Origin of the sequence: Halorubrum sp. Atlit-8R, from assembly GCF_003666025.1 — an archaeon.
Lineage (GTDB): Archaea > Halobacteriota > Halobacteria > Halobacteriales > Haloferacaceae > Halorubrum > Halorubrum salinarum.
Genome location: NZ_QPLV01000001.1, coordinates 1,060,687 through 1,084,933 on the forward strand (window position 1 = coordinate 1,060,687; position 24,247 = coordinate 1,084,933).

The window sequence follows — 24,247 nt, forward strand, 5'->3', positions numbered from 1 at the left end:
TTTTGACCCGAGCGGCCGATCTCTCGCCTATGGACGGAACCTTCGATCACGTGATGATCCGCGTCGAGGACCTAGAGGAGAGCCTCGACTGGTACCAGACGCACCTGAACTACGAGGAGAAGGGCCGCTGGGAGGCGGACACGTTCACGAACGTGTTCCTCGGCCCCGAGGACGTTCACGAGGACGGCGCCCTCTTAGAGCTCACGTACAACCACGACGGCCGCAGCTACGAGATCGGCGACGCCTGGGGCCACATCGCGGTCCGCGTCCCCGAGGACGCGCTCCAGGAGTCGTACGACCAGCTGATGGACGAGGGCGTCGAGGACTACCGCGACCCCGAGTCCTGCGGGAACCGCTACGCGTTCGTGAAGGACCCCGACGGCCACGAGATCGAGATCGTCAAGCGCGACCACGGCGCGAAGTGGAGCATCGACCACACGATGATCCGCGTCGAGGACGCCGACGAGGCGCTGGGCTACTGGACCCGCAAGTTCGAGTACACCGAGTTCCCGGGCCGCTGGGAGGCCGACACGTTCTCGAACTACTTCGTGGCGCCAGAGGACGCGGCCGAGGAGGCGATGAAGCTCGAACTCACCTACAACTACGACGGCCGCGAGTACACGATGGGCGACGGCTGGGGCCACGTCGCGGTGCGCGTCGACGACCTCGACGAGGCGTGGGACGACCTCATGACCCGCGAGGCGCCCGACTACCGCGACCCCGCCTCGTGCGACCACAACTACGCGTTCACCAAAGACCAGGACGGCCACGAGGTCGAACTGGTCACGCGGGACTGATCGACTCCGCCCGACCGCGGTCACGCGGGCGACGCCGCCCCTCTGCTCCCCCGTTCGCGCCCGGTTTGAACCGGCTCACTCCTCGAACTCGACGCCGGTGATCTCGAACCGCGCGCCGCCGTCCTCGCTCGATCCCGCCCGCACCGACCAGCCGTGCGCGTCGGCCACCTGCTCGACGATCCGCAGCCCGAACCCGGTCCCCGACTGCGAGGTCGTGTGCCCCGCCTCGAACACGTCTTCCCGGCGGTCGGGGTCGATCCCCGGGCCGTCGTCGGCCACGTAGAAGCCGTCCGGCAGCGTCCCGACCGCGACCGTCACGTCGTCGCCGCCGTGTTCGATCGCGTTCCGGATCAGGTTCTCTAACAGCTGCTTGAGCCGTCCCTCGTCCGCGAGGATCATCCCCTCGGCGTCGGCGCGCAGCGTCGCGTCCCGGGTGTCGACCGTCCGCCAGCAGGAGCCAACGACCCGGCCCAGGTCCACAGGGTCGGGGTCGGTCACGGGGTCGCCCTCGCGGGCGAGCGTGAGCAGGTCGTCGATCAGGGCTGTCATCCGGCCGTGCGCGCGCTCGACGGCCGCGAGGTGGTCGCTGTCGCACTCCTCGCGGGCGAGTTCGGTCCGGCCGCGCGCGACCTCCAGCGGGTTCCGCAGGTCGTGTGACACCACCCCCGCGAACTCCTCTAAGCGGTCGTTCTGTCGCTCCAGTTCCGACGTCCGCTCCGCGAGCCGGCGGGTGCGCGCCTCTGCCTGGAACGCCGTCTCGGCCGCCGTCGCCAGGATCCCGGCGAGGTACTCGTCGACGCCGCCGAACACGCCGGGCTCCGTCTCGCCGACCGAGATCGTCCCGTAGTCGCCGATCGGGACGATCAGCAGGCTCCGCAGGTCCGTGTCGGCGTCGAGCGCGTCGGTCTCGCGGATGTCGTCGAACTTCCGGGGCTCGCCGGCGTCGTACGCGCCCCAGTTCAGGCTCCCCCCGTCGGGGGTGTACGTCCGCCGCTCCGGTAGCAGGTCCTCCGCCTTCGGCGAGACGGCCATCGGCACCAGTCCGCCGGCGTCCTCGTCGTGGATCCGGACCGTGACGATCGAGAACCCGAGCACGTCGGTGGCGGCCTCGACCGCCCGCTCCGCGATCTCCTTCCGCGAGTCCGCCCGGACGAGGGTCCGCGTCGCGTCGTGGAGCCGCTCCACCCGGCTCTCCCGCTCGATGCGGTCGAACGCCGCCTCGAGGTGGCCGGTGAGGATCTCGGCCACGAGCACGTCGGTGTCGGTGAACTCGTTCGGCTCCGGCGAGGAGACGACGAACAGCCCGTGGTCCCCGATCGGACGCAACACGAGGCTCTCCGCCGGCGAGGGCTCGTCGAGCGGCTCGTACGTCGACAGCTCGTCGACGACGAGCGACTCGTCGCTCCGGAAGGCGTCCCACGCCATCGCCGCCCGCGTCCCCGGCGGCGCGTCCCGGTCGTAGGACGGCTGCTCCTCGAACAGCGCGGGCACCGACTGGCCGAGCGCGACCGGTTCGAGGCGGTCCCCCTCCTCGGTGCGGAGGTGGATCCCGCTCAGCCCCGCGTCGATCAGGTCGTCGACCGCCTCCACCGCCAGATCGGCCGCCTCCTCGGTCGTCCGGGCGTAGTTGAGGTCCCGGGTCCACTCGCGGAGCCGGGCGAGGGTCCGCTCGCGCTCCTTCCGCTCGGAGACGTCCCGCGTGGTGACGACGTACCCCTCGATGGCGTCCGTCTCGATCCGTTCGCTCCCGATCGACTCGAGCCACCGGTACTCGCCGTCGGCCGTCTCGAACCGGTACTCGGCCGTCGGCGGGCCGCCATCGGCGTCCAGATCGCCGAACGCCGCCCTGACCGCCTCCCGGTCCTCCGGGTGGACGTAGTCCAGCGACCGCTCGCCGAGCAGGTCCGACGGGTCGTGGCCGGTCACGCGCTCGCAGGACGGGCTCAGGTACCGGAACCGCCAGTCGCGCGACAGCACGGCAACCACGTCGCTGGCGTGTTCGATGAACGCCCGGTGGCGGTCGCGGTCGGTGGCGTCGCGGATCACGCCGACGAAGTGTCGCTCGCCCTCCGCGGTGAACTCGCCGTACGACAGCGAGACCGGGACCTCGTGGCCGTCGCGGTGGAGCGCGTCGAACCGGACGTCCGACCAGTCGACGCTGCGCTCTCCGGTGGCGAGGTACCGCTCGACCGCCCCGAGGTGGTCGTTCCGGTGCCGGTCTGGCATCAGCGTCGTCAGCGGCTCGCCCTCCAGCTCGCTCGGCTCGTACCCGAACACCGACTCGACGGCCGGGTTCGCGAACTCGATCACGCCGTCGGTGTCGACCGACAGGATCGCGTCCGACGCCCCCTCCGCGACCGCGCGGAACTGGCCGACGGCCTCCTCGGCCTCCAGTTCGGCGCGCCGCTTCTCGACGGCCTCGACGACCCTGTTCGCCAGCCGCTCGTACCGCTCCGTGCCGCCGCGCTTCTGGAGGTAGTCGGTGACGCCGGCGGAGATCGCTTCGCTCGCGACCTCCTCGGACCCCCGTCCGGTGAAGAGGATGAACGGGAGGTCGGGGTAGCGCTCGCGGACCGCGGCGAGGAACGCCAGCCCGTCCCGCCCGGGCATCTCGTAGTCCGAGACGACGCACTCGATCTCGCCGTCCGCCAAGGCGTCGAGCCCGGCGTCCGCGTCGGGCGCCGTCTCGACCGCGATCCGGTCCGCCTCGCGCTCCAAGTACGAGGCGGTGACCTCTCGCAGGTCCGGGTCGTCGTCGACGAGGAGGACCGGGATGCGGTCGGGCATACGCTCGGAATACTTACCATCCGTGTATAATGGTTTTGCCCGTCCGCGCGTCGGACTCCGAAAATCGACGGCAACGGCCGCGATCGACGCCGATACCGAGGCGGCCGCTCACTCGCCGCGCGACCGACCCGCTCGCGCTCGGCTCACTCGTCCGGGGACCGCTCGGCCGCGGGACGGAAGACGACGAGCCGCTCGCCGTCCGTGGCCCGCTCGCCGACGGCGGCCGTCACCGCGTCACCGATCGCCACGTCCGGGGCGGCGTCTTCGTCCGAGCCGTCGCCGCGGACGATCCCCGTCAGCCGCGTCGGGCCGAAGTCGACCACGGCGGTCGCGTACGGCGCGTCGTCGGCGAAGCGCGGCGACGGGACGTGGACGACGCTGTACGTCTCGACGGTCCCCGTCTCGCGGAGCGGCTCCCGCGAGAGGTCCGGCGACCCGCACTCGGGACAGACGCGGCGCGGGGGGAGCGAGCCGTGTCCGTCCGGACACGCGAGCGCGAACCCCTCGCCGTCCGCGAGCGCGTCGAGCCACTCGGCGTAGTCGCGGTCGGTCGGCGGCGTCTCCCCGCCCGGGTCCGCGTCGCTCATTCCGCCACCTCCAGCACGTGGACGACCGCGCTAGCGACGGTCCCGCCCGCGTTGTGCGCGACGCCGACCTCGGCGTCGGGGACGTGCTCGCTGTTGGGGTGGTCCCCGCGGAGGAGGCGGGTCAGCTCGGCGATCTGCGACCCGCCGGTCGCGCCGACCGGGTGGCCCTTCGCCTTCAGCCCGCCCGAGAGGTTCACCGGGAGGTCGCCGTCGGCGGTCGTGACCCCATCGCGGGCGGCCGATATCCCCTCGCCCGGCTCGAACAGCCCCAGCGACTCCAGCGCCAGCACCTCGGCGATGGTGAAGCAGTCGTGGACCTCCGCGACGTCGACGTCGCTCGCCTCGACGCCGGCGTCGGCGTAGGCCGCGTCGGCGGCGTCGTCCGCGGCGGGGGTCCGGGCGAGGCGGTCGCGGTCGCCGAGCGCCATCCGGTCGGTCCCCTGTCCGGTGCCCGTCACCGAGACCGGCGCGTCGAGGTCGTTCCGCTCCGCGTACTCCGCGGAGACCAACACGAGCGCGCTCGCCCCGTCGGTGATCGGGCAGGCGTCGTACAGGTGGAGCGGCTCCGCGACCGGCGGGGCGTCCATCGCCTCCGCGACGGACACCTCCTTCCGGTACTGGGCGTACTCGTTGGGCACGGCGTTGGCGTGGTTCTTCGACGCGACGTGCGCGAGGTCCTCGCGGCTCCCGCCGTACTCGTCGAAGTAGGCGTTCGCCATGAGCGCGTAGGCGCCCGGGAAGGTGACGCCCGCCCGCACCTCGAAGAGGTCGTCGGCCGCGATGGCGAGCCCCTCGGTGACCTCGGCGGTCGGGAGGTTCGTCATGCGCTCCATCCCGCCCGCGAGGACCACGTCCGCGTCGCCCGCGGCCACCGTCCGGACCGCCTCCCGGACCGCGACGCCGGCCGACGCGCACGCCGACTCGTAGCGCGTCGCCGGGCAGCGCACCCCGGCGGCCTCGGCCATCAGCGGCGCCTGGTGGCCCTGGTGCTCGGCGAGCGCCCCCATGAAGTTGCCGTAGTTCAGCTCCTGGACGTCGGCCCTGTCGACGCCGGCGTCCTCGAACGCCCGAAGCGCGGCCTCCCCGAACAGGTCGCGGCCGGTGCGCTCCGGGTGACTGCCGAAGGGAGTGAGCCCGACCCCGGCGACGCGTACCTCTGTCATACACGAACGATGATCGGGGACGTGATTTATCTCTGCCGGAAGCGGGAGTTCCGGTTCTCCGGCGGAAACGAACGGCCCCGCAGAGAACGAGCGGGTCGCGGCGGTCGCGTCCGGTCAGCCGATGTAACGCAGGTCGTCGTCCGGCACCGCCGGTCCCTCCTGCATCTCGCGGATCTTGCCGACGACCTCCTCCATCTCCTCGGCGCGGTCCTCTAAGCTCTCGTAGTCGACGGACATGTCGAGGACGGCCTCCAGCGTCTCCAGCACGGCGCGGGCGCTCTTCGGGTCGACGAGGTAGCCGCTCGTCTCGCCCATCAGGCAGGCGGCCTCGAACCCGCGGCGGCCGCCGAGCCCCAGCACGAGCCCGGAGACGCCGACGATACCGCCCGCCGGCTCGTCGGCGCGGAACTCGACGCCGGCGTCCTCCAAGTCCCCCGTGAGCGCGCCGTCGGAGACCGCGCCGAGGACGGTGTACTCCTCGACCAGCTCGCCTGTCGGGACGCCGCCGAGCGCGAACGCGCGCTCCGCGCCGAACGACTCGGCCACGTCGAGGAACGTCGAGGTGAGCTTGTAGTGGCCCGCGTTCGACCCGGCCTGGTGGTCGCCGGTCAACACGAGCAGGTCGGCGCCGTCGGTCTCGACGGCGTGGAACTCGGCGCAGGTCAGCTCCGCGACCCCCTCGTCGTCGACGTTCACCTGCGGCGGGAACTCCGTGGCGTACACCCGGCGGACGAGCTCCCCGTCGAACTCCTCCAGCAGGTGTTCGGCCGCCAGCTTCCCCACGTGCCCGACGCCCGGCAGCCCCTCGATCAACACCGGGTCCGTGAGCTCCGGCGTCGCGACCTCGTCGATCTCGATGTCCTCCATACCCCGTCCGTCCGGGCGGCGGTCACAAGAGCGTGGCTATTCCGGTGGCTCGCGATCGAGCGGACGCTCCGGGCGCCGCCGCGGCGTCCTCGCCTACTCCGAGCCGCGTCGCCGCGCCCGCCGTCGGTACTCGCCGTACGGGTCCTCGGGGCCGAACGGGGCCGGCGCGCTGTTCTCGGTCGGGCCGTCGCACTTCGGGCACCGGTCGCCGAGCGCGTACACCGGCCGCTCGTGAGCGGCCTCCCAGTTCGCGCAGACGCGGATGTCTGATTTCACGGATGAAAAGGCGTCGGGTCGGACCGAGTTACTCGTCGTCTTCGCGCCGCTCGCGGTGGAACTCGCCGGCGCCGCCGGCGGCCTCGATCGACTCGCGGGCGCGCTCGGCGGCGGCTTCGAGCTGCGACTCCGCCGTCTTGTAGTCCGGCGCGCGGACCTTGATCCGGTACTCGGGCGAGCCGACGTAGCCGACGTCGAGGTCGACGCCGTCCGGGACCTCGCCGTTCCCCTCGGCGGCGGCGAGCGCGTCGCGCACGTCGTCGACGCCGTCGGGGGCCGCCGACTCGAGGTCGACGTAGCCGGTCACGTCGACGTACGGGACGGAGACGTTGTCCCGGGCGGCCGCGACGACCGCGTCGACGGTGTCGGCGTCGACGTCGACGTCGTCGAGCGCCTCGTCGCCGCGGATCGCCGCCGCCTCGAAGGCGTCGTAGAGGCTCTCGTACTCCGCGAGGAGCGCGTTGGCGACCGACGTGTAGCGGTCGTCGTCGACGTCCTCGCCGAGCGCGATGAGCATCCAGTTGTCGGCCTTCTGGGCGTTCTTCCAGTCCTGGATCGTCTCCTTGCGCTGGTGTTCGTTGACGTCTTTGATCGAGAGGTCGATCTGGTTCGACGACTCGTCGACCTCCAGCACCTTCGCCACGACCGTCTGTCCCTCGCGGACGTGGTCGCGGACGTTCTTGATCCAGCCGGACGCGACCTCGCTGATGTGGCAGAGGCCGCGCTTGTCCTCGTACTCGTCGAGGTCGACGAACACGCCGAAGTCGGCGATCTCGTCGACGTCGCCGACCACCAACTCGCCGGGTTCGGGCCAGCCGCTGTACTTCATGACGGAGCGGTGAGGCGGTTACCGCGCCTCAACGGTTTCGACGATTTCGCCGTGAAGCTCCGCCTCCCCGCCGGTGGGGGTCGCGAGGGTCGTGCCGCAGACCGCGCACGACACCGTCGAGGAGGCCTTGCCGAAGACGACCTGTTCGTTCTCGCAGTCGCCGCAGGCGACGCGGTGGAAGTCTCCCGCCATGCTTACTCCTGGAACGTGAGACGGCCGGCGCGCCATCCCTCGCGCATGTGGGCCTTCCCGCAGTCGCCGCAGCGGTACTTCAGGTGGGTCTTCTTCGTCGGCTTGTCGCCACCGGGCACCTTCGAGTACCCGCCGGCGTTGCCAATGGTCGCGAGCGCGCGGCGTCGCTGTCGCGCGTCGCGTTTCATTCCGGTCGCGCGACCCGATCGGACCTTCTCCACCTCGTGCTCCTGGTGGGAGTCACAGTGGGGGCAGTACGTGTTGAAGCGGCGTGGCATTTCCATGGATATCGACCTTGAGACGCGGTTCGTCGCCGACGCTTAAAACGGGTTTGGTCTGGGGCGCCCGCGAGCCGGCCCGCGCGGCGGTCCGCGTCCGCCTGATTCTCCCACTCTGCGACCGCCCGCACCGGCGACCCGTCGGCGCCGCGGAGCCGGAGCGGGAAGGCGTAAAGCCGGAACCGCTCGGGGAGATCGTCGAGCCCACAGAGGTTCTCGACGATCGGCAGCGAGTCGCCCAAGAGGACGTCGTGGGCGGGGGTCCCTGCGGGCTCGCCGTCCTCACTCGCCTCTCCGTCTGCCCCTCCGCCCGCCGTCGGCGTCGGGTCTGGACCGAAGGCGTCGAGCCCGACGCCGACGCCCGCCTCCCGACACCGCTCCGCGGCCGCCGCGGTCAGGTACGGGTGGTCGCGGTACCGGTCGGTCCCCCAGTGCGACTCCCAGCCCGTCCGGAGGACGAGGAGGTCGAGGTCGCCGTCGAGGGCGTCGGGGTCGGGCAGCGCGTCGGCCCTTATCGGCTCCCGCGGTTCGAGCGGGCGGGGGTCGACGAGGCGGGCGTCGAACGCGAAGCGGCCGACGTCCCGCTCGTCTATCGACTCGCCCCCGGGCACCGTGTGCCGCGGCGCGTCGACGTGCGTTCCCGCGTGCGTCCCGGTCCGGAGCTCGCTCGTCGCGTAGCCGTCGGCCTCGTGGGTCGCGTCGGGCGCGAGCGTCACGTCCGGGTCGCCGGGGTATGTCGGCATCCCCGTCTCGATCGGTCGCGAGAGGTCGCGGAACACAATCGGCGGTGCGGTCGCGTCGCGGTTAAGTCGGTCGCCCTCGCGCCCCGCGTCGCCGGCGACCGCGCCCCCTCAGTCGCCGAGGTTCCGCGGCCCGAACGTATTTCCTCCGCCCGCCGCTGGGTGCGTTCATGTCGGAACTGCCGCTGGACGCGTACTACGACCTGACCCAGATCGGCGAGGTCGCCGTCTCCCCGACCGGCGACCGCGTCGCCTTCGCCGCGACCGAGTACGACCAGGCCGCCGACGAGGCGGTCTCCTCCCTCTTCGTCGCCCCGACCGACGGCTCCCGCGAGCCGCACCGCCTGACGAGCGCCTCCGGCGCCTCCGCGCCGGCGTGGGGCCCCGACGGCGACCGCCTCGCGTTCGTGGCCGCCCGCGACCGCGACGCCGAGAAGCGGGTCGGCTGGCGGGACCGGGACGACGAAGGCGATGGAGACGACGAGGAGGACGGGGAAACCGGAGACGAGGACGCGGACGCCGAGGGCGAGGACGACGAACCCCTCGGGAACGGCGACGACGGACCCAAGCCGCAGGTGTGGATCTTCGACCTCGCGCTCGGCGGTGACGCGCGGCAGGTCACCGAGCGCGACGAGGGCGTCGCGGACTTCGACTGGTCGCCCGAGGGCGACCGCCTGGTGATCGAGTCGCGCGACCCGACCGACGAGGAGTCCGAGTACCTCGATCAGGTGCGCGAGGAGGGCGGCCCCATCGAGACGACGCGGCTCCAGCACAAGGTCAACGGCGCCGGCTGGACCGACGAGGTGACGCGGTACCTGTTCGTCGTCGACCTCGACGACCCCGAGAGCGAACCCCGCCGGCTCGACGACGCCTACGGCGGCGGCGCCTTCGAGGACATCGCCGGCATGAGCCCGACGTGGGGCCCGGACGGACGGATCGCGTTCACCTCCTGCCGGCTCGACCGCCCGGACGACACCTCCGTCCGCGACCTCTACGCGGTCCCGGCCGACGGCGGCGACGCCGAGCGGCTCACGGGCGGCGACCTGACCCACGGCGCGCCGGCGTGGCGCCCCGACGGCGAGGGGATAGCGACGGTCGCCAGCGACCCCGACGATCCGCCCGCGCCGGCCGAGGTGTACGTGGTCGACGCAGCGGGCGACGCGGACGCCCGTGACGAGCCCGCCTCGCTCACCGCCGCGCTCGACCGGACTGTCGCCCGCGGCGGCGAGCCGGCGTGGGTCGACGGCGAGGTATACGTCCGGATCGCCGACGAGAGTCAGACGCGGCTGGTCCGCGTCGAGACGGACGGCACCGTCGAGCGCGTCTTCGAGGCGCAGGGCCGCGACCGCGCGATGGCCGGCATCGACGTGGCCGACGACGGGTCCGCGGCGGTCGTCGTCCTCTCCGACCCGACCGAGGGCACCGACCTGTACGCGGTCGGCGTCGACGACCTCGACGCGGCCACGGAGCCCGACTCCTTCCGGCGGCTCACCCGGGTCAACGAGTCGCTCGTCGACGAGTTCGCGATACCGGAGGCGCGGCGCGTCGAGTGGGAGTCCCACGGCTGGACGCTCGACGGCGTGCTCTACCACGACCCAGAGGTCGACCCCGAGTCCGGCGACCACCCGCTGGTGGTGGCGATCCACGGCGGGCCCATGTCGTACGACGAGCCCGTCTTCAGCTTCGGTCACGCCGCCCTGACGAGCCGGGGCTACCTCGTCTTCCGCCCGAACTACCGCGGCGGAACTTCGCGCGGTCGCGAGTTCACCGCCGAGCTCACCGGCAAGTGGGGCACCGCGGAGGTCACCGACATCGCGGCGGGCGTGGCGTCGCTCGCGGACCGCGGCTGGGTCGACCCCGACCGCGTGTTCGGCCACGGCTTCTCGTACGGCGGCATCGCGCAGGGCTTCCTGGTCACGCAGGAGCCCGACCTCTTCGCCGCCGCGGCGCCGGAACACGGGATCTACGACATCCGGTCGGCGTTCGGCACAGACGACACGCACATCTGGATGGAGGCGGAGTTCGGGCTCCCGTGGGAGAACCCGGAGGCGTTCGACGCGTCCACGGCGATCCTCGACGCCGGGAACATCGAGACGCCGCTGCTCGTCATGGCCGGCGGCGAGGACTGGCGCTGTCCCCCGTCGCAGTCGGAGCAGCTGTACGTCGCCGCCCGCAAGCAGGGGGTCGACGCGGAGCTGGTCGTCTACCCGGACGAACACCACAACATCGGCGACCCCGACCGCGCGATCCACCGGCTGGAGAAGATCCTCGACTGGTACGAGACCCACGACCCGGCGGTCGAGGCCGAGTCCGGGGACTGAGCCGCGCCGTCGAGTTCTCGGGGGCGACGGGCCGCCTCAGTGCTCGACGAACTCGACCAGCACGCCGCCAGTCGAGCGCGGGTGACAGAAGGCGACCTCGTGGCCCCACGCGCCGGGGCGCGGCTCCTCGTCGACGAGGTCGATGCCGAGGTCGCGGGCGTCGTCGAGCGCGGCCGGGAGGTCGTCGACCGCGAGCGCGACGTGATGAACGCCGGGCCCCTCGCGGTCGAGGTAGTCCGCGATGGTCCCGCCGGCGTCCGGCTCGAGCAGCTCGAAGTAGCCGCCGCCGTCGAGTTCGAGGAAGACGACGCGCATCCCGTCGAACGTTTCCTCGTGGGCGACCGGGGCGTCGACCAGGCCGCCGAACAGGTCCGCGAGCGCCGTGGCGTCCCGCGTCGCGACGCCGACGTGATCGAAGCGCATACGCGACCGTCGCGGCGCGGGGACATAAATGGCTCCGGGCGGCGCGACCGAGCGGGAACGCGGTCGGGGGACGCGATCGGCTGTCGGTCCCGGAAGCGGGGTTCGCCGATGGAAAGCGTTGGGTAGCTCCAGTGACAACGGGCGGCAGAGCCACCCCGTGAGCGACCAGAACCCCGACACGGCCTTAGAGCAGAAGACGTCGCGGACGATCCTCGACTCGATCCTCGACAGCGCCGTCCACGAGATGAACCGCGAGCGGTCCGGGCTGCTGCTCTCCGGGCTGTCCGCCGGGCTCGACATCGGGTTCGGTCCCCTCCTGATGGCCGTCGTGTTGACGCTGTCGCCGGGCGGGTACGGCGACCTCGGGACCGAGCTGCTGCTGGCGACCGTCTACTCCGTCGGGTTCGTCTTCGTCATCCTCGGCCGCTCGGAGCTGTTCACGGAACACACCATGCTCGCCGTGATCCCCGTGATGGACGGGCAGGCCTCGCTCGGCCAGCTGGGCCGCCTCTGGGGGCTGGTGTACGTCGGGAACCTGATCGGCGGCCTGTCGTTCGCCCTGCTCGCGACGCTGTTGACGCCCGGGCTCGGCGTCGTCGAGGCCGCGGCGTTCGAGGAGATCGCGCTCAAGCTGGTCACCCACGACCTCACGTGGCTGTTCGTCGGCGGCGTGTTCGCCGGGTGGCTGATGGGGCTGCTGGCGTGGCTGATCACGGCCGCCCAGGAGACGACCGGCCGCCTGCTGCTCGTCTTCATCGTCACCGGCACCATCGGGATGCTCCACCTGCCGCACTCGATCGCGGGCAACGTCGAGGTGTTGTTCGGGCTGTTCTCCTCGCCCGCAATATCGATCGCCGACTACCTCTCGTTCCTCGCGCTCGCGACCGTCGGCAACGCGGTCGGCGGTGGGGTCTTCGTCGCGGCGCTGAAGTACGGCCACGTCGTCCGCGGCGCGGACTGAGCGCGCCGCCGGGGGCGGCTCGGAACCGTCGCCGCCACCTTCCCGCTCACCGCCCGGGCTTGTACTCGCCGAACTCGTCGCGGAGCACGTCGGATATCTCCTGGACCGTCGCGTACGCCTTCACCGCGTCGACGACGTGGGGCATCACGTTCTCGGACCCCTGCGCGGCCTCGCGGAGCCCCGCGAGCGCCTCGTCGACCGCGTCGTCGTCGCGCTCGGCCTTCACCTCGTTCAGCCGGTCGCGCTGGTTCTGCTCCTGCTCGGGGTCGACCTCTTCCAAGTCCATCTCCGGCTCCTCGTCGACCTCGAACTCGTTGACGCCGACGATGATCCGCTCGCCCTCCTCGATCTCCCGCTGGCGCTCGAAGGCCACGTCCTGGATCTGTCGCTGGACCCAGCCGCTCTCGACGGCCTCCAACATCCCGCCGCGGCGGTCGACCTCTTCGAGGATCTCGAACGCCTCCTCCTCGATCCCGTCGGTGAGGTCCTCGACGTAGTACGAGCCCGCGAGCGGGTCGATCGTGTCGGCCGCGCCCGACTCGTGGGCGAGGATCTGCTGCGTGCGGAGCGCGGTGCGCACGGACTTCTCGGTCGGGAGCGCGAGCGCCTCGTCTTTCCCGTTCGTGTGGAGGCTCTGGGTGCCGCCGAGGACCGCGGCGAGCGCCTGGTACGAGACGCGGACGACGTTGTTCTCGATCTGCTGGGCGGTGAGCGTCGAGCCGCCGGTCTGGGTGTGGAACTTCAGCTGCTTCGACTTCGGGTTCTCCGCGCCGAACCGCTCGTCCATGATCTGCGCCCACATCCGCCGGGCGGCGCGGAACTTCGCGGCCTCCTCGAAGATGTTGTTGTGGGCGTTGAAGAAGAAGGAGAGCTGCGGGGCGAACTCGTCGACGTCGAGGCCCGCGTCGAGGGCGGCCTCGACGTACTCGATGCCGTCGCCGAGGGTGAAGGCGATCTCCTGGGCCGCGGTCGAGCCGGCCTCGCGGATGTGGTAGCCGGAGATGGAGATGGTGTTGAACTTCGGCGTCTCGGCCGCGCAGAACTCGAAGATGTCCGTGATCAGCCGCATCGACTGCTTCGGCGGGTAGATGTAGAGGTTCCGGGCGATGTACTCCTTCATGATGTCGTTCTGGATGGTCCCCCGGAGCTGGTCGCGCGGGACGCCCTGCTTGTCGCCCATCGCGACGTACATCGCGAGGAGGACGGCCGCCGGGGCGTTGATCGTCATCGACGTGGAGACCTCGTCGAGCGGGATGGAGTCGAAGACGGTCTCGAAGTCGTCGAGCGTGTCGATGGCGACGCCCGACCGGCCGACCTCCCCCTCGGCCATCGCGGCGTCGGAGTCGTACCCCATCTGCGTCGGGAGGTCGAACGCCATCGACAGGCCCGACGAGCCCTCGTCGATGAGGTAGCGGAAGCGCTCGTTCGTCTCCGCGGCGGTGCCCATCCCCGCGTACTGGCGCATCGTCCACAGCCGCCCCCGGTGCATGGTCGAGTAGACGCCGCGCGTGTACGGCTCCTCGCCGGGGTAGCCGAGGTCCTCCCGGTAGTCCACGTCCACGTCGGCGGGCGTGTACAGCGGGTCGACCTCCTGGCCCCCGGTGTCGGTGGTGAACGTCTCCTCCCGCTCGCCGAACCGGTCGACCGTGTCGCCGTAGGTCCCGTCCTCCCACGACTCCTTGGCCTCCCGGATCGCGGCGAGTTCCTCAGGGTCGTACATTATCCAATCGGTCGACCGAGCGGGACTTAACAGTTTTCAGGGTCGCCGGGCGCCCGGGCCGGACTCGGCCCGGCTGACCCGTCGGTCCGATTTAAGTGTCACGCGTCCGAGGCGGCGGTATGGACGTGCTCACCGACCCCGCGCGTCGGTTCCTGGCCGCGACGGCGCCGGAACACACCGAGACGCAGGCGGAGATGGCGGACCTCGCCGACGAGTGGGGCTTCCCGATCATCGGGCCGGAGGCGGGGGCGGTCCTTCGCCTGCTCGCCAGACTGACGGACGCCGACCGCGTCTTCGAGTTCGGCTCCGGCTTCGGTTACTCCGCCACCTGGTTCCTCCGGGGCGGCGCCGGACACGTGGTGTGTACCGAGTTCGACGCCGAGGAGGCCGAACGCGGCGTCTCGTTCGCCGCCGAGGGCGGGTACGCCGACCGCGTCACCTTCGAGGTCGGGGACGCGATGGAGACCGTCGACCGCTACGACGGCCCCTTCGACGTGGTGTTAATCGATCACCAGAAGGAGCGGTACGCGGACGCCTACCGGACGGTCCTGCCGAAGGTCCGGTCCGGCGGCGTGATCGTCGCCGACAACATCGCCCGCGGCCCGATCGACTTCGGCGACCTCGTCGCGCACTTCGAGGCCGGCGAGCCGCTCCCGGACGCCGCCGTGGACGCCCAGACGCGCGGCATCGGCGAGTACGTGGGGACCGTCCGCTCGGACGACGCCGTGGAGACGGCGGTCCTCCCCGTCGGGTCCGGCATTTCCGTTTCGACGGTCGTCCGATGAAACCGAGCGAAACGGTTATCATGTCGAGTAGAAAACAGCTACGCAGATGAGTCAAGGGGACGGGGCCGACGGCGACGGGGAGCCGCGAGCGGCGTCGCTCGCGCGCGTCCTCGTGGTCGACGGCGAGCCGACGTTCGCCGAGACGGCGGCCTCGCGGCTCGAAGCGCGCGACGACCGGTTCGAGGTGGTCACGGTCGAGGACGCCGAGGCGGCGCTGGACGCGCTGTCGTCGGCGTCGTTCCACTGCGTGGTCTCCGGGTACGAACTGCCCGAGGCCGACGGCGTCGGGCTGTTAGAGACGGTCCGCGACCGCCACGGCGACGTGCCGTTCGTGCTCTTCACCGGGTCGGGGTCGGAGGCGGTCGCCAGCGACGCCGTCTCGGCCGGCGTCGACGAGTACGTCCGACGGGACGAGCCGGCGGACGAGTTCGCGCGGCTCGCGAACGCGGTCGCGGAGGCGGTGTCTGAGGCGCGCGGCGGTCGCCGCCTGGCCGCGCACCTGGAGCGCACCAGCGACGCCTTCTGTCAGGTCGACTCGGAGTGGCGGCTGACCTACCTCAACGAGCGGGCGGCGGGCTTCGTCGAGCGCGACGCGGACGCGCTGCTCGGCGAGCGGATCTGGGAGCTGTTCCCGGAGGTCGCCGGCAGCGAGGCGGAGGCGGCGCTCCGCGAGGTCGTCGAGACCGGCGAGGCGACCGAGTTCGAACACCACGTCGACCGCCTCGACGCGGAGCTCGTGGTGAACGCCTACCCGACCGCCGACGGGCTGGCGCTGTACTTCCGCGACGTGACGGAGCGCCGGGAGCGCGAGCGGGAGCTCCGGGAGGTCTCGGAGCGGCTCCAGCTGGCCGTCGAGGGGGCCGACGTCGGCGTCTGGGACTGGAACGTACGGACGGACGAGGTCCGGTTCGACGACCGGTGGGCCGGGATGCTCGGCCACGACACCGACGAGATCGACTTCGACCTGTCGACGTGGGAGGACCGCGTCCACCCCGACGACATCGACGACGCCTGGGACGCCATCGAGGCGCACTTCGCCGGCGAGATAGACCCCTACCAGAGCGACTACCGAATGCGGACGAAGTCGGGCGACTGGAAGTGGATCCGCGACCGGGGCCGCGTCGTCGACCGGACCGAGGACGGCGAGCCCCTCCGGGCCGTCGGGATCCACATCGACGTCACCGAAGAGAAGGAGCGCGAGCGCGAGCTCGAACGCTACCGCCGCATCGTCGACGAGCTGCCGGAGTCGGTGTGTATCTACGACGCCGACGGCCGCATCGCGCTCGCGAACGACCACACCGCCGACGTGTTCGACACCGACCCTGAGTCGCTCGTCGGCCGCGAGAGCCGCCTCGTCGAGCGCATCCGGGCGGCCGACGGCGACGGGTACGACGAACTCGTCGAGGGCGAGCGCGACTCGCTGACCGGGACCGTCGAGGTCGACCTCCCGGGAGAGCCCGGAGCGATCGTCGACTACGGGCTGACCCGCCTCGTCATCGACGGCGAGTTCGACGGGGTGCTCGGCATCTCCCGGAACGTGACCGCCGAGCGGCGCCGACAGCGCCGGCTCGAACGCACCACCGCGCGGCTGGAGGCCCTCTTCGAGCGCTCGCCGGACATGATCGACATCCACGACGAGGCGGGGTCGATCGTCGACGCCAACCGCGCGATGACCGACGCGCTCGGCTACGACCGTGAGGAGCTCGTCGGGATGGACGTGTGGGAGGTCGACGCCGAGCTCGACCCCGAGGAGGGGCTGCGGCTCTGGGAGGGCTTGGAGATGGACGAGACGGTCCGGCTGGAGACGACCTTCGCCCGCGCCGACGGGTCGACGTTCCCGGCCGAAGTCCACGTGCGGCGGATCGACGTTCAAGACGAGGACCGGTTCCTCGCGAGCAGCCGCGACATCTCCGAGCGGAAGGCGTACGAGCGCCGCATCGAGCGGGAGAACGAGCGGCTCGACGAGTTCGCGAGCATCGTCTCGCACGACCTCCGGAACCCGCTCAACGTCCTCTCGGGGTACCTCCGGCTCGCGCGCGAGACGGGGACCGACTCCTACTTCGACCGCTGCGAGCGCGCGCTCGACGAGATGGAGCGGCTGATCGAGGACGTGCTCGCGCTCGCCAAGCAGGGCGAGGCGGTCGGGTCGTTCGACCCCGTCAACCTCGGCGACCTGGCCGCCGGGTACAGCGACGACGCCTTCGGATCGGCGGACGGCGAGGACCCGTTCGGCGACGACGCGGCCGGCGGGGACGAGCCGGACGCGCCGGTCGAGGTCGTGGTGGAGGCCGACGGCGAGATATGCGCCGACCCGGGGCGAGTCCGACAGCTCCTCGGGAACCTGTACCGGAACGCCGCCGAGCACGGGGGCCAGCGCGTCGTCGTCGGCGACCTCCCGGACGGGTTCTACGTCGAGGACGACGGCCCCGGGATCGCCGCCGACGAGCGTGACCGGGTGTTCGAGAGCGGCTACACCACCTCCGAGACGGGCACCGGCTTCGGGCTCTCCATCGTCCAGCGCATCGCCGAGGCGCACGGCTGGGAGGTCGCCGTGACGGAGGGGGAACGCGGCGGCGCCCGGTTCGAGTTCACCGGGCTCGACCGCCCGGGGGCGGACGGGTCCGCGCCGCCAGCCGACCCATCGGGGCCGGCCGCCGAAGAGGCGGAGCCGCGGGACTGAGCGGGCGAGAGCAGTCGAAAGAAAAGCGGGCGTCGACGCGGGAGTCCGGCCTCAGAACGCGCCGGGGTAGACGCTGACGTCGGCGTGGAGCCCCTCGCGGAGCGCGCTGTGGACGTGGCAGATGCCCTCGGCGCGCTCGGCGATGTCGGCGGCGGTCTCGTCGTCGAGGTCGGCCTCGACGTGGACGTCGAAGGCGATCGATTCGAGGTCGTCGTCGTCGTCGAGGTTGGCGCTCGCGTCGATCTGGATCTTGCCGAGGTCCTCCTCGCCGCGCTGGCTCCCGCCGACGCGGAGCGCCGGGAGGTAACAGGAGGCGTACGTCGCGACGAGCGTCGCGTTCGGGTTCGGGCCCGTCTCGTCGGTCGCGTCGATCTGGAGGTCGAACTCGCCGACCTGGCTGGTGCTGGCGTACCCTTCCTCGGAAACCGTGGACGTCTCGATGTCTGCCATAGTCGACCGTCCGTTCGTCCTCCCGCCGCTAAAGGCTGCCGACACGGGACGTGAGTGCCGGGGGACGGGCGGGGTCGACGCAGCGCGGCCGCGTCGCTCCGACGCGAGCGCTACGAAAAATGGCGGAATCACCGGTGGGGCCGTCGGCCCGTTCCCTCAGTCGAGGGTGTACGTCTCGTCGCCCTCGAGGACGACGGGCTCAGCGGCGGCGCCCGCGGCCTTCACCTCGTTGACGAACTCGCGGGTCTCGATCTCGATCGGCCCGAACGAGTCGTAGTGCATCGGGAAGACGACGTCGGCGCCCACCCAGTCGGCGGCGATGCCGGCGCCCGCGGGCCCCATGGTGAAGTGGTCGCCGGCGGGCAGGGCCGCGGCGTCCGGTTCGAGGTACGGGGCGATCACGTCGACCATCTCGGACATCAGGCCCGTGTCGCCGGCGTGGTAGAACGTGGTACAGTCGGGGTCGGACTCCTGGGTCGGCTTCTTGTCGCCGATGACGAACCCGGTCGGCATGCCGGCGGAGTAGTCGGGGTCGTTCTCGATGCCGTTCGAGTGGTCCGCGCGGACCATCGTCACCCACGCGTCGCCGCACTCGGCGGTGCCGCCGATGTTCATGCCCCCGGCCGGGAGCGTGTGCTCGTGGCCGAAGTTCTCCTGGACGTAGCCGGTCAGCTCCGGGGTGGCGACCACCGTCGCGTCCGGGAACTCGGCGGCGTCGCCGATGTGGTCCGCGTGTCCGTGGGTCAACAGGAGGTAGTCGGGGTCGAGGTCCGCGGGATCGACGTCGGTCTTCGGGTTGTCGAAGAACGGGTCGATGAGCAGCTCCGTGTCCTCGACGACGACGTGCCACGTGGAGTGGCCGTGCCAGGTGAGTTCCATGGTCCGTTCCGTACGTCTCGGCGCGTCGTAATAAAACTCGACGCCGCGGAAGGCAACGCCCGGCGGCGAAAGCAATTAACCGGAACGGGCGCGAACGTCCGGTAGATGCCCTCCAAGACCAGCGAGCCCGGCGGCCCGCCGGCCGCCTGCCCCGCCTGCGGCGAGGCGGTGCCGGACGGGGCGAGCTTCTGCCTCGACTGCGGCGCCGACCTCGACGGCGCCGCCGACCCCGCGTACTGCGCCGACTGCGGCGCGGCGTTCGACGACGACGACCGGTTCTGTTCGAACTGCGGCGCGTCGCGCTCGGAGCGGTCGAGCGGCCCGTCCCCGTCGCGCTCGGCCGCGTCGCCGGACGAGAGCGAGCGCGCCTTCCGCCGCCGCGTTCAGGACCACCTCGACGCCGGCTGGGACATCGAACAGGACGCCGGCGACCGGGTGATCCTCGTCGACAGGGGAATCGGCTCCGTCGGCGTCCACATCCTCCTGTTCTTCTTCACCAGCGGCATCGGGAACCTGCTGTACGGCTGGTGGCACTACTCCAAGCTGGCGGAGCGGCGGCGCCTCGTCCGCGGCGACTCGACGCCGACGCGCGCCCCGTCGAGCGCCCCGGGAGAGAGCCGAACGGAGACCGTCGCCGGGTATCTCCTCATCGCGCTGCTCTTCGTGATCGGCGGGTGGATCGCCTTCCTCGGGGGGACGAGCGGCTCCGTGCCCGGCGCGCTGATCGGCCTCGCGTTCATCGGGCTCGGGCTCGGCGTGGCCCCGCCCGTCCGCCGGCGCCTCGACCGCCGCCACGGGGTCACCGACTTCGGCCGACAGAAGACGGTCGATCACCGGATCGTTCGCCCGCCCGAGTCCGTAGAGGAGCCCTGCGTCGTCTGCGACGAGGCGTTCGACCGCGGCCTCGTCAGGCGGCGCCGCGACGAGACGGTGGTCGCCGGCGTGCCGGTCCGGACTCACTCGGTCCGGTACAACCACTACTGCGCCGACTGCGCGCGGTCGGAGCTGTTCGCGGACGACGTCGAGTCGCTGTCGCTCGACGGACTCGGCGACGAGGAGCCCGCCGCCGCCGCGAACGAGACGGCGGACGCGACGATGACCGACTCGACGACGACGGACCCGACGACGACGGACGCGACAACGACGGACGCGACAGAGGCGGATTCGACGACGACCGACTCGGTCCGAGAGTCCGCCGACCGGACCGACTGAGTCCGCGGGCCCGACCGGTCGCGGTCGTCGCTTGCCTCTCCGGGAACGCTTTTCGGGGGGCCGCCCGTTCGGCCGCGTATGTACCGCGCACGGTTCCGCGACCCGGCCGGATCGATCCGCGAGGGCGAGTACGACCCGGCGACCGACACGGTCGCCTTCGGCGGCGAGGAGTACGCGCTCTCCGACCCCGACATCGACGTGCTCGCGCCGACCGACCCGTCGAAGATCGTCTGTATCGGCCGCAACTACGCCGACCACGCCGAGGAGCTGGGCAACGACGTGCCCGACCGCCCGCTGCTCTTCCTCAAGCCGCCGAACGCGGTCGCGAGCCACGGCGACACCGTGACCGTCCCCGCCGGCAAGGACCGGATCGACTGGGAGGCGGAGTTCGCGGTCGTGATCGGCGAGCAGTGTAAGGCGGTCGCCGCCGCCGACGCGATGGACGTCGTCGCCGGGTTCACCTGTATGAACGACGTGTCGAACCGCGACGACCAGAACCGCGAGCAGAACTGGGTGCGCGGGAAGGCGTTCGACGGCGCCGCGCCGCTGGGCCCGGTCCTCGCGACGCCCGACGAGGTGCCCGCCGACGCGAGCGTCGAGCTGCGCGTCAACGGCGAGACGAAGCAGTCGAGCGACCGCGAGCACATGATCTTCGACGTGCCGACGCTGATCGAGGAGATCACGACGTACCTCACGCTCGAACCCGGCGACGTGATCGCGACGGGCACCCCCGAGGGCGTCGGCGCGCTCGCCGACGGCGACACCGTCGAGGTCGAGGTCGAGGGCGTCGGCACGCTGGAACACGACGTTCGAATCCCCTGAGCGGCGCGCCGTTCGGACACCCCCGTTTTTGCGGCTCGGTACCACACCGCGTTTCCGGTGAACGCTTATGTGCCAGCCCCCGGAGTCGGAGGTATGGAGACCAGTTCGTTCGTCGCCGGTTCATGACGGCACCGCCGCGGCGCGACGCGGCCGCCCCGTCCGCGAGACGGGGTCAGTGTCCCGCGCCGCAGCACCGCGACCGGAGTGCGAGACGCTCCCCTCTCCGGGCCGACGCGAGCGCCCAACCGAATGTCACGAGACGACGCCACGACGAACGAGACCGCCGAATCGAACGAAACCGACGCTCGCCCCGACGACGCTAACGCTCACACGAACGACGCCGATTCCCACACCACCGACACCTCCCCTCTCGACCCCGCCGATCCGGACGCGACCCCCGCCGTCGTCGCGGCCCGGTCCGAGGACGAGCCGCCCGACACGGCGGAGATCCTGGACCTCGCCGCCGCGGCCGGCTACGCGGTCGTCGGCGAGGTCACCCAGCGGCGCCGCGAGGACCCGACCTACGACCTCGGCCGCGGGAAGGCCGAGGAGCTGATGCGGCTCGCCGCCGAGACCGACGCCGAGGCGGTGATCTACGACGGAGGCCTGTCGCCGGGACAGACGTTCTCGCTCGGCGACCTGCTGCCGCCCGGGACCGCGGTGATCGACCGCCCGCGCCTCGTGTTGGAGCTGTTCGCCGACGCCGCCGACTCGCGCGCGGCCGACCGCCAGCTGGAGCTGGCGCGGCTGCGCTACGAGCTGCCCCGGCTCCGCGAGGCGGTCGCCCGCGACGCGAGCGAGGACGTGCGCCTCCAGCCGGAGGGCGACAGCCGCGTGCTCGACGTCGAGAAGCGGATCGAGTCGGCCGAGCGCGCGCTCGACGAGATAGCCGACGACCGGGCGGCCCGACGGGCGGAGCGCCGCGACGCCGGGTTCGACCTCGTCGCGCTCGCGGGGTACACGAACGCCGGGAAGTCGACGCTGGCCCGCCGGCTCGCCGACGAGGTCGACGACCCCGAGTTCGGGGACGGGGGCGGGCCTCGCGACGCCGACCGGGACGACGCCGGCGAGGGCGACCCGGCCGAGGGCGACGGGCCGCTCGCGGTCGCGGACCGGCCGTTCGAGACGCTCTCGACGACGACGCGCCGCGCGACGGTCGGCGGGCGGCGCGCCCTCGTCACCGACACCGTCGGCTTCCTCGACGGGCTCCCCCACGAGGCGGTGCGCTCGTTCCGGACGACGATCGACGCGATCCGGGCGGCCGACTGCGCACTGCTCGTCGTCGACGCGAGCGACGACCCGCCCGACCTCCGCCGGAAGCTCACGGCCTCGCTGTCGGCGATCGAGGCGACCGACGGCCCCGTGATCCCCGTGCTGTCGAAGGCCGACGAGGTCGGAGCGGACGGGCTCGCGGCCGCGGTCGAGGCCTACGAGGGCACGGTCGCCGACCTGGACCCGCGCGAGGCCCCCGTCGTCGACGCGCTCCGCTCGCCGGTCCCGGTCAGCGTCCGCGACGAGACCGGGCTCGCCGACCTCGCGGACGCGGTGGCCGACGCGCTGCCGACGGCGACCGCGACGGTCGAGGCGCCGAACGGCGGCGCCGCGCAGGCCGCGCTCTCGTGGGCGTACGACCGCGGCGTGGTCGCGGACGTCGACTACGGGAGCGAGACCGTCACCGCGGAGCTCGCGGGGCGCCCCGACGTGGTCGCCGAGGCCGAGCGGCGGTTCGCCGACGGCCGGTCGTCGTGAACCGCGGGGCGGCCCCGTCGCGAGCCCTCGACCGCCAAGACCACGCTTAAGCCCGCCGGTCCCCGACCCGGTGACATGGAACCACGGGATCTCTCCGATCACTCGCCGTACGTGCCCGGGCGGGGCGTCGAGGAGGTCGCCCGCGAGCGCGGGCTCGACCCCGACGACCTCATCAAGCTCTCCTCGAATGAGAACCCGCACGGGCCGAGCCCGGCGGCCGTCGAGGCGATCCGCGAGCACACCGACCGGGTGAACCAGTACCCGAAATCCTCGCACACCGACCTCACCGCGAAGATCGCCGAGAAGTGGGGCGTCGACGACGAGCAGGTGTGGGTCTCGCCCGGCGCCGACGGCTCGATCGACTACCTCTCGCGGGCCGCCTTAGAGCCCGGCGACGAGGTGCTGGTCCCGAGCCCGGGCTTCGCCTACTACGCGATGTCGTCGCGGTACCACCACGGCGAGGTGACGGAGTACGAGCTCTCCCCGGCCGACGGCTTCGCGCAGGACGCCGAGACGGTGCTGTCCGCCTACGGCGGCGAGCGGATCGTCTACCTCACCTCGCCGCACAACCCCTCCGGGTCGACGATCGCCCTCGACGAGGTCGAGGCGATCGCCGACGCGACCGCCGAGGAGACGCTCGTCGTCGTCGACGAGGCGTACGGGGAGTTCGCCGACGTGGACAGCGCGATCCCGCTCGTCGACGACCGCGACGACGTGGCGGTCCTCCGCACCTTCTCGAAGGCGTACGGCCTCGCCGGGCTCCGGATCGGCTACAGCGTCGTCCCCGAGGCGTGGGGCGAGGCGTACGCCCGCGTCAACACGCCGTTCGCGGCCAACGAGCTGGCCTGCCGCGCCGCGCTCGCCGCGCTCGACGACGAGGCGCACGTCAAGCGATCGGTCGAGTCCGCGCGCTGGGCCCGCGAGTACATCGCCGACGAGCTGGACGCCCCCACCGTCGACTCCGCCGGCAACTTCGTCCTCGCTGCGGTCGGCGACGGCGAGCGCGTCGCCGAGGCCGCTCAGGAGCGCGGCGTCATCATCAGGGACTGTACCTCGTTCGGGCTCCCCGAACACGTCCGCGTCTCCACGGGGACGCGCGAGGAGACGCGCGAGGCGGTCGCCCTGCTCAACGAGGTGCTGGCCGACCTCGAACTCGGTGTCCGCGCGTGACGGAGGGGCCCGATTCCGAGGGGTCGAGCGCGGGCCGCGGCCGCGCCGACCGCGTCGCCGTCACCGGGACCCCGGGGACCGGCAAGTCGACCGCGACGGCGCTGCTTGAGGACGAGTACGACGTGATCCACCTCAACGAGCGGATCAAGTCGGACGACGACCTCTGGACCGAGCGCGACGCCGACCGCGACACGCTCGTCGCCGACCTCGACGCGGTCCGCGACCACCTCAGCGACTGGACCGGCGTCCTCGACTCCCACCTCGCGCACCGGTTCGACGTCGACCGCGTCGTCGTGTTGCGCTGTCACCCGGAGGCGATCGAGTCCCGACTCGCCGACCGCGGTGAGTCGCCCGAGACCGCGGCGGAAAACGCCGAGAGCGAGGCGCTCGACGTGATCCTCTCGGAGGCCGTGGCGGAACACGGCGCGGAGCACGTCTACGAGGTCGACGCGACCGACCGCGACCCCGAGGCGGTCGCCGACGCGATCCGCGCGGCGGTCGAGGGCGAGCGCGAGCCGAGCGCCGGCACCGTGGACTTCATCGATTATATATGAGCCGG

General features: G+C 71.9%; 22 protein-coding genes and 1 pseudogene. 10 read left to right on the plus strand and 13 right to left on the minus strand.

Annotated elements, in window-relative coordinates:
- The first annotated feature begins 29 nt into the window (after positions 1-29).
- Entirely contained in the window at positions 30-797 is a 768-nt protein-coding gene (locus tag DVK05_RS05195) for a VOC family protein (protein WP_121562319.1), read from the plus strand.
- Between the two features lie 75 nt (positions 798-872).
- Here DVK05_RS05195 and DVK05_RS05200 read toward each other — a convergent pair whose 3' ends face one another.
- The 9 genes and pseudogenes from DVK05_RS05200 to DVK05_RS05240 form a co-directional block, all read right to left on the minus strand.
- A complete protein-coding gene (locus tag DVK05_RS05200; protein ID WP_121562320.1) occupies positions 873-3,584 on the minus strand; it encodes a PAS domain S-box protein in 2,712 nt (903 codons plus the stop codon).
- Positions 3,585-3,727: 143 nt separating this feature from the next.
- On the minus strand, positions 3,728-4,171 hold the full coding sequence (locus DVK05_RS05205) for a Zn-ribbon domain-containing OB-fold protein (protein WP_121562321.1): 444 nt from the start codon (positions 4,169-4,171) through the stop codon (positions 3,728-3,730).
- Positions 4,168-5,334 (minus strand): thiolase domain-containing protein, encoded by a 1,167-nt coding sequence (locus tag DVK05_RS05210; RefSeq protein WP_121562322.1) that lies wholly within the window; start codon positions 5,332-5,334, stop codon positions 4,168-4,170. The genes DVK05_RS05205 and DVK05_RS05210 overlap by 4 nt, the downstream gene beginning before the upstream one ends.
- A 114-nt stretch (positions 5,335-5,448) precedes the next feature.
- Positions 5,449-6,201, minus strand: coding sequence for a proteasome assembly chaperone family protein (locus DVK05_RS05215; RefSeq protein ID WP_121562323.1), 753 nt, complete (start codon positions 6,199-6,201; stop codon positions 5,449-5,451).
- Positions 6,202-6,294: 93 nt separating this feature from the next.
- The gene (locus DVK05_RS05220; protein WP_121562324.1) at positions 6,295-6,477 is read right to left on the minus strand and encodes an RNA-protein complex protein Nop10; all 183 of its coding nucleotides are present in this window, start codon (positions 6,475-6,477) and stop codon (positions 6,295-6,297) included.
- A gap of 28 nt (positions 6,478-6,505) precedes the next feature.
- Positions 6,506-7,306: a translation initiation factor IF-2 subunit alpha gene (locus tag DVK05_RS05225; RefSeq protein ID WP_121562325.1), complete on the minus strand. Its 801-nt coding sequence runs from the start codon at positions 7,304-7,306 to the stop codon at positions 6,506-6,508.
- Between the two features lie 18 nt (positions 7,307-7,324).
- A complete protein-coding gene (locus DVK05_RS05230) occupies positions 7,325-7,498 on the minus strand; it encodes a 30S ribosomal protein S27e (RefSeq protein WP_004595868.1) in 174 nt (57 codons plus the stop codon).
- Between the two features lie 2 nt (positions 7,499-7,500).
- Complete coding sequence (locus tag DVK05_RS05235) at positions 7,501-7,782, minus strand: 50S ribosomal protein L44e (protein ID WP_053771189.1); 282 nt, start codon at positions 7,780-7,782, stop codon at positions 7,501-7,503.
- A 98-nt stretch (positions 7,783-7,880) separates the two neighbouring features.
- Positions 7,881-8,555: pseudogene (locus DVK05_RS05240) on the minus strand (cyclase family protein); the annotation flags it as partial.
- A 131-nt stretch (positions 8,556-8,686) separates the two neighbouring features.
- On the opposite strand from DVK05_RS05240, the gene DVK05_RS05245 reads away from it, so the two are divergent.
- Entirely contained in the window at positions 8,687-10,837 is a 2,151-nt protein-coding gene (locus DVK05_RS05245; protein WP_121562326.1) for a S9 family peptidase, read from the plus strand.
- A gap of 36 nt (positions 10,838-10,873) precedes the next feature.
- On the opposite strand, the gene mce is transcribed toward DVK05_RS05245, so the two are convergent.
- On the minus strand, positions 10,874-11,260 hold the full coding sequence (mce, locus tag DVK05_RS05250; RefSeq protein ID WP_053771191.1) for a methylmalonyl-CoA epimerase: 387 nt from the start codon (positions 11,258-11,260) through the stop codon (positions 10,874-10,876).
- 157 nt (positions 11,261-11,417) lie between these two features.
- Here mce and DVK05_RS05255 point away from each other — a divergent pair, with 157 nt between their 5' ends.
- Positions 11,418-12,221: a formate/nitrite transporter family protein gene (locus DVK05_RS05255; protein WP_053771192.1), complete on the plus strand. Its 804-nt coding sequence runs from the start codon at positions 11,418-11,420 to the stop codon at positions 12,219-12,221.
- Between the two features lie 46 nt (positions 12,222-12,267).
- On the opposite strand, the gene DVK05_RS05260 is transcribed toward DVK05_RS05255, so the two are convergent.
- Positions 12,268-13,941: a methylmalonyl-CoA mutase gene (locus DVK05_RS05260; RefSeq protein WP_121562327.1), complete on the minus strand. Its 1,674-nt coding sequence runs from the start codon at positions 13,939-13,941 to the stop codon at positions 12,268-12,270.
- Between the two features lie 119 nt (positions 13,942-14,060).
- Between DVK05_RS05260 and DVK05_RS05265 the strand changes: the two genes are divergently transcribed.
- Together DVK05_RS05265 and DVK05_RS05270 are read left to right on the plus strand one after the other, a co-directional pair.
- Positions 14,061-14,726 carry an O-methyltransferase gene (locus DVK05_RS05265; protein ID WP_121562328.1) on the plus strand — a complete coding sequence of 222 codons (666 nt, stop codon included), beginning with the start codon at positions 14,061-14,063 and terminating at the stop codon, positions 14,724-14,726.
- Positions 14,727-14,772: 46 nt separating this feature from the next.
- The gene (locus DVK05_RS05270; RefSeq protein ID WP_121562329.1) at positions 14,773-17,406 is read left to right on the plus strand and encodes a PAS domain S-box protein; all 2,634 of its coding nucleotides are present in this window, start codon (positions 14,773-14,775) and stop codon (positions 17,404-17,406) included.
- Positions 17,407-17,457: 51 nt separating this feature from the next.
- Here DVK05_RS05270 and DVK05_RS05275 read toward each other — a convergent pair whose 3' ends face one another.
- Positions 17,458-17,856, minus strand: coding sequence for an OsmC family protein (locus DVK05_RS05275; RefSeq protein ID WP_121562330.1), 399 nt, complete (start codon positions 17,854-17,856; stop codon positions 17,458-17,460).
- A 156-nt stretch (positions 17,857-18,012) separates the two neighbouring features.
- Positions 18,013-18,735: a metal-dependent hydrolase gene (locus tag DVK05_RS05280; RefSeq protein ID WP_121562331.1), complete on the minus strand. Its 723-nt coding sequence runs from the start codon at positions 18,733-18,735 to the stop codon at positions 18,013-18,015.
- Between the two features lie 105 nt (positions 18,736-18,840).
- Here DVK05_RS05280 and DVK05_RS05285 point away from each other — a divergent pair, with 105 nt between their 5' ends.
- The 5 genes from DVK05_RS05285 (at position 18,841) to DVK05_RS05305 (ending at position 24,242) form a co-directional block, all read left to right on the plus strand.
- A complete protein-coding gene (locus tag DVK05_RS05285; RefSeq protein ID WP_121562332.1) occupies positions 18,841-19,947 on the plus strand; it encodes a zinc-ribbon domain-containing protein in 1,107 nt (368 codons plus the stop codon).
- A gap of 78 nt (positions 19,948-20,025) precedes the next feature.
- Positions 20,026-20,769 carry a fumarylacetoacetate hydrolase family protein gene (locus tag DVK05_RS05290; RefSeq protein WP_121562333.1) on the plus strand — a complete coding sequence of 248 codons (744 nt, stop codon included), beginning with the start codon at positions 20,026-20,028 and terminating at the stop codon, positions 20,767-20,769.
- A gap of 249 nt (positions 20,770-21,018) precedes the next feature.
- Positions 21,019-22,518, plus strand: coding sequence for a GTPase (locus tag DVK05_RS05295; RefSeq protein ID WP_121562334.1), 1,500 nt, complete (start codon positions 21,019-21,021; stop codon positions 22,516-22,518).
- 75 nt (positions 22,519-22,593) lie between these two features.
- Positions 22,594-23,688: a histidinol-phosphate transaminase gene (hisC, locus tag DVK05_RS05300; protein ID WP_121562335.1), complete on the plus strand. Its 1,095-nt coding sequence runs from the start codon at positions 22,594-22,596 to the stop codon at positions 23,686-23,688.
- Entirely contained in the window at positions 23,685-24,242 is a 558-nt protein-coding gene (locus tag DVK05_RS05305; protein WP_121562336.1) for an adenylate kinase family protein, read from the plus strand. The genes hisC and DVK05_RS05305 overlap by 4 nt, the downstream gene beginning before the upstream one ends.
- The last annotated feature ends 5 nt before the right edge of the window (positions 24,243-24,247 follow it).